The sequence below is a fragment of the Actinocorallia lasiicapitis genome (assembly GCF_054778695.1).
The window spans coordinates 1-6,680 of the sequence record NZ_BAAGZI010000333.1; the positions used below are offsets into that span (position 1 = coordinate 1).

Genomic DNA, 6,680 nt, shown 5'->3' on the forward strand with positions numbered 1-6,680 from the left:
CTCGGGCCGGACGTCGAGCGCGGCCAGGCGCCGCAGGCGATCGTCCCCGCGGGCGTCTGGCAGGCGGCGCGGTCCGGCGCCGACGAGACCCTGGTGAGCTGTGTGGTCTCGCCGGGTTTCGACTTCGCCGACTTCCGGGCCGACCCGGACACTCCCGTCAGCGGAGGATGAGGTTGAGGTCGCCGAACTCGTGCCACAGGTAGCGTTCGGACAGGGCGGCCGCGTAGGTGGCGTTGAGCAGGTCGTCGCCCGCGATGGCCGACAACATCATCAGATGCGACGATTTCGGTTCGTGCAGCCCGGTGAGCAGCCCGTCCACCGCCCGGACCCCGCGTTCGGGTGTGACCACATGGTTCGTCCAGCCCGACGAGGCGCGCACCACACCGTCGTCGCCGACGGCCGTCTCGAGGGCGCGGACGCAGGTCGTCCCGACCGCGATCACCCGGCCGCCGTGCTCCCGCACATGCCCGGCCAGCGCCGCCGTGGCCGCCGGAACCGCGTACCGCTCCGCGTAGGGCGGTTCGTGCGCCTCCGGTGAGGCGACCCCCGTGTGCAGGGTGATCGGCGCGATCAGTACTCCTGCCGAGACCAGCCGGGTCACCAGCGCCTCGGTGAAGGGGCGCGCGGCCGACGGCATCTCGGCGCTGGCGTCCGAGGCCGTCTGGTCGGCGAAGACCGTCTGGTAGGCGGCGATCGGCCAGTCCCGCGGCACGTAGCCGTACCGGATGGCCGTCCCCCAGCGACGCAGATAGGGGACGACGGGCGCCGAAAGCCGCGCCTGCCACAGCCGTTCGGTCTCCCGCCGGACGAGCGTGAGCATCGCGCCGCCCGGCATCGGGAACCATTCGCCGGGCATCCCGCCCGAGTAGGGGACGCTCGCCTTCCCGTTCCGCCGCCGCAGCTCGACCAGCCACAGCCCGTCGGCGCCCGGCGCGGGCGTCGAGAAGTGGACGGCCAGCCGGTCGAGCCGGACGGCCGCGGGCAGCGTCGCCGAGTCGTTGACGACGAGCAGGTCGCCCGCCCGCAGCAGCGACGGCAGCTCCGTGAACCGGTGGTGGCCCACCCCGTCGGGGGCGGAGACCAGCAGCCGGACGTCGTCCCGCCGCGCGGGCGGCTCATGCGCCTCCAGCGCCGAAGGCAGCGCGAAGTCGATCATCACAGCTCCCGCGCCCGGTACCGCCCGGACGGCCCCCGCGAGGCGACGAGCCGCAGCAGCGCCGGAACCACGGCCGACGGTTCGGGCGCGGACGCAATGTCCGCTTCTGGGACGGCCTCTCCCGCGTCGGCCAGCATCCGCGTGTTCATCTCACCGGGATCGACGGACCAGACGGCGAGTTTGGGCTCCTCGGCGGCGAGCACCCGGGTGAGCTGGTCGAGCGCCGCCTTGGTCGCGCCGTAGCCGCCCCAGCCGGGGTAGCCCTCGACGGCGGCGTCCGAGGTGAGGTTGAGGATCGCGCCGCCGCGTTCGCGGAGCGCGGGCAGCAGGAGCTGGGTGAGCGCGAGCGGCGCGATCACGTTGACGTCGAGGGCGTGGTGGAGGTCGGCGAGCGGGTAGGTGGCGAGCGGCGGCAGCGGGACGGCGCCGAGCGTCCCGGCGTTGTTGACGAGCAGATCGAGCCCGCCGTCGACGGCTTCGGCGAGCCCGGCCCGATGCCAGGAGTCGGTGACGTCGCCGTGCAGGGGCGTGCCGAACGGCGGCAGCCCGCTGCGCGCGGTGGTGACGACGTGCCAGCCGTCGTGGTGGAGCCGGGTGGCGAGGGCGAGTCCGAGGCCCCTTGAGGCGCCGGTGACCAGTGCGGTTCTCATGCCACAACGCTAAGAAAAGCGGAGCAACGGCACATCGGTCGTTCGCCGGTATGAAGATAGGACAAAAGACGTAGGTCCCCAGACTGATACCGGAGGGGGTCGGGACGGGTAGCGTTTCCCCTATGGATCTCGGGGAGTCGGACGCCCTTCACGCGGTGAGCTCCGCGGTGCTGGCCGTCAATCGGCACCTTTCGGTCCGCGAGGTCCTCCAGGTCATCGTCCGCGCCGCCGCCCGCCTCCTCGACGCCCCGTACGCGGCGCTCGGCATCCCCGACGACGACGGCGCGTTCGCCGAGTTCGTCACCGAGGGGATCTCGCCGGAGCACCAGCGCGCGATCGGCCCGATGCCGCGCCAGCACGGGATGCTCGCGGTGATGCTGAAGGACGGCGACGTCCACCGGCATTCCGACATCCGGAGCGAACCGGGCTTCTGGGGCTGGCCTGCCGCCCATCCGGTGATGAAGGACTTCCTCGGCGTCCCGATCATGGACGGCGATTCCACCCTCGGCATCCTGTTCGTCGCCGACGGCTCCGACGGCGGCCGCGGCGGCTTCACCGACCGCGACGTCGAACTGCTCACCCTGTTCGCCGCGCACGCCGCGATCGCCCTCACCAACGCGCGGCTCTATGAGGCGCACCGCGAGCTGACCGTGGTCGAGGAGCGCAACCGGCTGGCCCGCGAGCTCCACGACGCCGTCAGCCAGAGACTGTTCTCGCTCCGCCTGCACGCGCGCGCCGGCCTCTCCGGCGACGCCGCCGAAGCGCTCACGGAGGTCGAGCGGCTCGCGGGCGAAGCGCTCGGCGAACTGCGCGCCGCGATCCACGCCCTCACCGACCTGCCGGGCGACGGCCTGGCCGACAGGCTGCGCAAACACTGCGAAGTCCTCGACCGCGTCTACCCCGCGCACGTCTCCTTCACGGCCGACGGCGGCCCCGCCGACCATGATCAGGCCGTCTACCGGATCGCTCAGGAGGCTCTGCATAATGCGCTCCGGCACGCTGAGGCCCAGAATGTGACCGTGCACCTCACCGACGGCGGGCTGGAGATCCGCGACGACGGCCGCGGCTTCCGCGACGAGACCGTCCAGTGGCCCGGCAGCGGCCTCGGGCTGGCCTCGATGCGCGAGCGCGCCCGCGCGGCGGGCGGCGAGCTGTCGGTGGTCTCCGGCGGCGACGGCACGATCGTCCGGCTGGAGCTGCCATGACCGACACCAAGATCCGTGTGCTGATCGCGGACGACCATCCCGTGGTCCGGCAGGGGCTCCGCGCGTTCCTGGGCGTCCAGCCGGATCTGGAGGTCGTCGGCGACGCGTCCGACGGGGCCGAGGCCGTCGCCCTGGCGCAGGAGCTCCGTCCCGACGTCGTGCTGCTCGATCTGCGGATGCCGGGCATGGACGGGCTGACGGCGCTGCCGAAGCTGGGCGGCGCGCGAGTGCTGATCCTGACCAGCGTGACGTCCTCGAACGTGCTCCCCGCCATCCGGGCGGGAGCGGCCGGCTTCCTCTACAAGGACATCGATCCCCAGGCGCTCGTCCAGGCGATCCGGTCGGTGCACGAGGGCAATGTGATCCTCGCGCCGGGGGCTCTGCTCGATCCGGCGCAGAGCCCGCTGACGGAGCGGGAGACGGACGTCCTGGTCGAGCTGGCGAAGGGCCGGGCGAACAAGGAGATAGCGCGTGAGCTGGGGATTTCTGAGAAGACCATTAAAACCCATGTCTCCCATTTGTTGGTGAAACTCGGTGTGCAGGACCGTACCCAAGCAGCGCTGTACGCGATCCGGAACGGACTGGTGGACAGTGACCCACTACTCTGATCTGAGGCCGGTCGACCGGGCTGCAGGAGCGGTGGTGGCACGAACTGCCGCAAGGAGATCGTCATCGAAACTGGTATGAACGTCGCAATCAGGTACGCAGCGGGATCGGACATCGGCTGTAACCGGGAGAACAACGAGGACTCCGGTTACGCAGGGCCGAGCCTGCTGGCCGTCGCCGACGGCATGGGCGGGTATGCGGGCGGCGAGGTCGCCAGCTCCACCGTCATCAGCGCGCTGCGCCGGTTCGACGCCCCCGTGGCCGACGCCGACCTGCAGAACACGCTCGGACGCGCCGTGGCGGAGGTGAACCTCGCGCTCGGCCAGGCCATCAAGGCCAACCCGGAACTGAACCGGATGGGTACCACCCTCACCGCCATGCTCTGGAACGGCAGCACCCACTTCGCGCTCGCCCACATCGGCGACTCGCGGGCCTACCTGCTGCGCGACGGGGTTCTCTTCCAGATCACCAAGGACCACACCCTCGCCGAGCTGCTGGCCGAGGGCGGCGAGGGCGGCGAGAACTCGCATCTGTCGCACATGCTGTTCAAGGTGCTCGACGGCGGCCCCGACCGCGAACCCGACATCTTCATGCGCGAAGCACGGCTCGGCGACAGATACCTGCTCTGCTCCGACGGCCTTTCCGGTCCGGTCGGCCCGCAGGCGATCTTCGACGCGCTGACCGCCGAGCCCGAGCTGCAGGGCGCCGTCGCCCGGCTGATCCGGCTGGCGCGCGACGGCGGCGGCCCCGACAACATCACCTGCGTCGTCGCGGACGTGGTGCCGGTCGAACCGGCGGACGATCCGCAGCGTCCCATCATGGTGGGTGCGGTTGCCGGATAAGCCATCACGGTCTTGTTCCGAGAACGCCCCTCGGCTTGACAGCAATACTGGTCATGCCGATATAAGGGGTCAATAAAGGACAAGGTGTCCGGGTGGAGGCATTCATGACGGGGGTCATGGCGATGCGCCGGCGTCCCCGCGTGGAAGCCGTGGGGAGGGTCGCGTTCATCGCGGCCGCGGCGCTGGCCGTCGCTTTCGTGCACCGGGTCCACGACCCGGGCGTGCTCTGCCCGCTGCGCCGGCTCACCGGGATCCCCTGTCCCTTCTGTGGCGGCACCACCGTCTTCATCGAGCTGGGTTCCGGACATCCGGTCCGGGCGATGGCAGCCAATCCCCTCGTGTTCGTCGGCGCGATCGTCTTCGCCGCCGCGCCGCTTGGCCTGGCGGCCCGATGGTGGGCGTTGAAATCAGGGTTCCGGAAGGGAATCCTGACGATCGCCATTGCAACATCCGGAATCTGGCAGCTAGCCCGTTTCGGGATTCTTTGACCCCGCGCGCCGTACCCCCGGCTTCGCACACGGCACATTCACAAGGAGACCAGCGTGGGAAACCCCTACGACCCGTACGGCCAGCAGCAGCCCGGTGGTTATGGGCAGCAGCAGCCGCCGCAGCAGCAGCCCGGCTACGGCCAGCAGTACCCCCCGCAGCAGCCGCCGCAGTACCAGCAGCAGCCGCCGCCCGCCTACCCCGCGCAGCCGGCGTTCCCGGCGGCGGCCCAGCCGCAGTACGGCGTGCCCCAGCAGGCCGGAGCCCCCTACGGCTACGCCGGTGCCGCTTACGGCGCCTACGCGGGCTGGGGCTCGCGCGTCGCCGCCGCGATCATCGACTCGCTCATCTTCGTCGCACCGCTCCTGGTGGTCTTCGTGCTGCTCGCCAGCGCGCTGATCTCCAGCGGCGACTCCGAGACGGCCAGCGCCGGCGTCGGGCTGCTGTACCTCTTCTACTTCGTGGGCATCGCCGCGGGTCTGGCCATCCAGGCCTACTTCGAGGGCCACACCGGGCAGACCCCCGGCAAGAAGATGGTCAACATCCGGATGATCAGCGAGGTCACCGGCCAGCCGATCGGCTTCGGCATGGCGTTCGGCCGGAAGCTCTGCCACATCCTCGACAGCTTCTGCTACATCGGCTACCTGTGGCCGCTCTTCGACGCGAAGAAGCAGACCTTCGCCGACAAGATCATGCACACGGTCGTCGTGCGCGCCGTCTGATCCGTCACCCGAGCGGGGCGTTCCGCGTGGAACGCCCCGTTCACTTCTGGAAGGCCGTCCTTTGCATGAGGGACTCGTGCTCTCCGACCGTTACGAGGTCGTGCGCAAGCTCGGCCAGGGCGGGATGGGGGCGGTCTGGGAGGCCCGCGACCGGCTGCTCGGCCGGCGCGTCGCGCTGAAGACCCTCGCGGTCAACCCGAGCGCGGACGCCACCCGCCGGTTCCGGGCGGAGGCGCAGATCGGCGCGTCCCTCCAGCACTCCGGGATCACGGTCGTCTACGACATCGGCGAGTACCAGTCGGTGCTGTTCCTCGTCATGGAGTACCTGGAGGGCCAGGACCTCAAACAGCTTCTCGGGGCCGGTCCGCTGGAGCTCGGCAAGGCCCTCGACATCGCGGCCGACCTGCTGAAGGCGCTCGGCGCGGCGCACGCACAGGGCGTCGTGCACCGGGACATCAAACCCGGCAACGTCATGATCACCGGTGGCGGGCAGCTCAAGATCCTGGACTTCGGGATCGCGCGGTTCGCCGACTCCACCCAGACCGGCTCGGTCCTGGGCACACCCGCCTATATGGCGCCCGAGCAGTTCACCGGCTACGAGGTCGACGCGCGGTGCGATCTGTACGCGTTCGGGGTGGTTCTGTATGAACTGCTGACCGGACGGCCGCCGTTCGAATGCCAGACCATGCCGGAGTTCGTCTACGCGCATCTCCACCGGGTGCCCGAGCCGCCGCGCTCCGCCCGTCACGACCTTCCCCCCGCGCTCGACAAGCTGATCATGGATCTGCTGGCGAAGGACCCGGCGGACCGGCCGCGCTCCGCCGACGCCGCCCTCGAACGGCTGGCCGAGGCGCGCAACGCGCCGTCGGTGTTCCAGCGGCCGCCGCAGCAGGGCGGGTCCGCGGATCTGCGGGCGCCGTCCGTCCATCCTTCGGTGCCGCAGCCGCCGGCCGCGCCGCCGCGCCCGACGCAGCACCAGGCCGACCGCCTCTTCACCACCCTCCGCTAAGGGG

At 70.8% G+C, this 6,680-nt stretch carries 9 protein-coding genes; 7 read left to right on the forward strand and 2 right to left on the reverse strand.

Annotated features, from left to right (window positions below; translation table 11 throughout):
* Nucleotides 1-171, forward strand: a 171-nt coding sequence (locus ACYVE7_RS26585; protein ID WP_460368287.1) for a cupin domain-containing protein, incomplete at its 5' end; no start/stop codon positions are given.
* Here the strand turns inward: ACYVE7_RS26585 and ACYVE7_RS26590 are convergent.
* Nucleotides 158-1,156: an S-adenosylmethionine:tRNA ribosyltransferase-isomerase gene (locus tag ACYVE7_RS26590; protein WP_460368274.1), complete on the reverse strand. Its 999-nt coding sequence runs from the start codon at nucleotides 1,154-1,156 to the stop codon at nucleotides 158-160. The two genes, ACYVE7_RS26585 and ACYVE7_RS26590, sit on opposite strands and share 14 nt — an antisense overlap.
* The gene (locus tag ACYVE7_RS26595) at nucleotides 1,156-1,806 is read right to left on the reverse strand and encodes an SDR family NAD(P)-dependent oxidoreductase (RefSeq protein ID WP_460368276.1); all 651 of its coding nucleotides are present in this window, start codon (nucleotides 1,804-1,806) and stop codon (nucleotides 1,156-1,158) included. The genes ACYVE7_RS26590 and ACYVE7_RS26595 overlap by 1 nt, the downstream gene beginning before the upstream one ends.
* Before the next feature lie 122 nt (nucleotides 1,807-1,928).
* Here ACYVE7_RS26595 and ACYVE7_RS26600 point away from each other — a divergent pair, with 122 nt between their 5' ends.
* From ACYVE7_RS26600 to ACYVE7_RS26625, 6 genes are all read left to right on the forward strand, one after another.
* Nucleotides 1,929-3,011 (forward strand): GAF domain-containing sensor histidine kinase, encoded by a 1,083-nt coding sequence (locus tag ACYVE7_RS26600; protein ID WP_460368277.1) that lies wholly within the window; start codon nucleotides 1,929-1,931, stop codon nucleotides 3,009-3,011.
* The gene (locus ACYVE7_RS26605; protein WP_460368279.1) at nucleotides 3,008-3,619 is read left to right on the forward strand and encodes a response regulator; all 612 of its coding nucleotides are present in this window, start codon (nucleotides 3,008-3,010) and stop codon (nucleotides 3,617-3,619) included. Before ACYVE7_RS26600 ends, ACYVE7_RS26605 begins: the two co-directional genes overlap by 4 nt.
* A 75-nt stretch (nucleotides 3,620-3,694) precedes the next feature.
* Complete coding sequence (locus ACYVE7_RS26610) at nucleotides 3,695-4,459, forward strand: PP2C family protein-serine/threonine phosphatase (protein WP_460368281.1); 765 nt, start codon at nucleotides 3,695-3,697, stop codon at nucleotides 4,457-4,459.
* Between the two features lie 92 nt (nucleotides 4,460-4,551).
* The gene (locus tag ACYVE7_RS26615) at nucleotides 4,552-4,947 is read left to right on the forward strand and encodes a DUF2752 domain-containing protein (RefSeq protein WP_460368282.1); all 396 of its coding nucleotides are present in this window, start codon (nucleotides 4,552-4,554) and stop codon (nucleotides 4,945-4,947) included.
* A gap of 54 nt (nucleotides 4,948-5,001) precedes the next feature.
* Nucleotides 5,002-5,667 carry an RDD family protein gene (locus ACYVE7_RS26620; protein WP_460368284.1) on the forward strand — a complete coding sequence of 222 codons (666 nt, stop codon included), beginning with the start codon at nucleotides 5,002-5,004 and terminating at the stop codon, nucleotides 5,665-5,667.
* A gap of 76 nt (nucleotides 5,668-5,743) precedes the next feature.
* Entirely contained in the window at nucleotides 5,744-6,676 is a 933-nt protein-coding gene (locus ACYVE7_RS26625) for a serine/threonine-protein kinase (protein WP_460368285.1), read from the forward strand.
* Nucleotides 6,677-6,680 lie beyond the last annotated feature (4 nt).

Excerpts from the sequence above, each read along its gene's own strand:
- ACYVE7_RS26590 (WP_460368274.1), bottom strand. The coding sequence starts at position 1,156 with ATGATCGACTTCGCGCTGCCTTCGGCGCTGGAGGCGCATGAGCCGCCC.
- ACYVE7_RS26605 (WP_460368279.1), top strand. The coding sequence starts at position 3,008 with ATGACCGACACCAAGATCCGTGTGCTGATCGCGGACGACCATCCCGTG.
- ACYVE7_RS26600 (WP_460368277.1), top strand. The coding sequence starts at position 1,929 with ATGGATCTCGGGGAGTCGGACGCCCTTCACGCGGTGAGCTCCGCGGTG.
- ACYVE7_RS26610 (WP_460368281.1), top strand. The coding sequence starts at position 3,695 with ATGAACGTCGCAATCAGGTACGCAGCGGGATCGGACATCGGCTGTAAC.
- ACYVE7_RS26595 (WP_460368276.1), bottom strand. The coding sequence starts at position 1,806 with ATGAGAACCGCACTGGTCACCGGCGCCTCAAGGGGCCTCGGACTCGCC.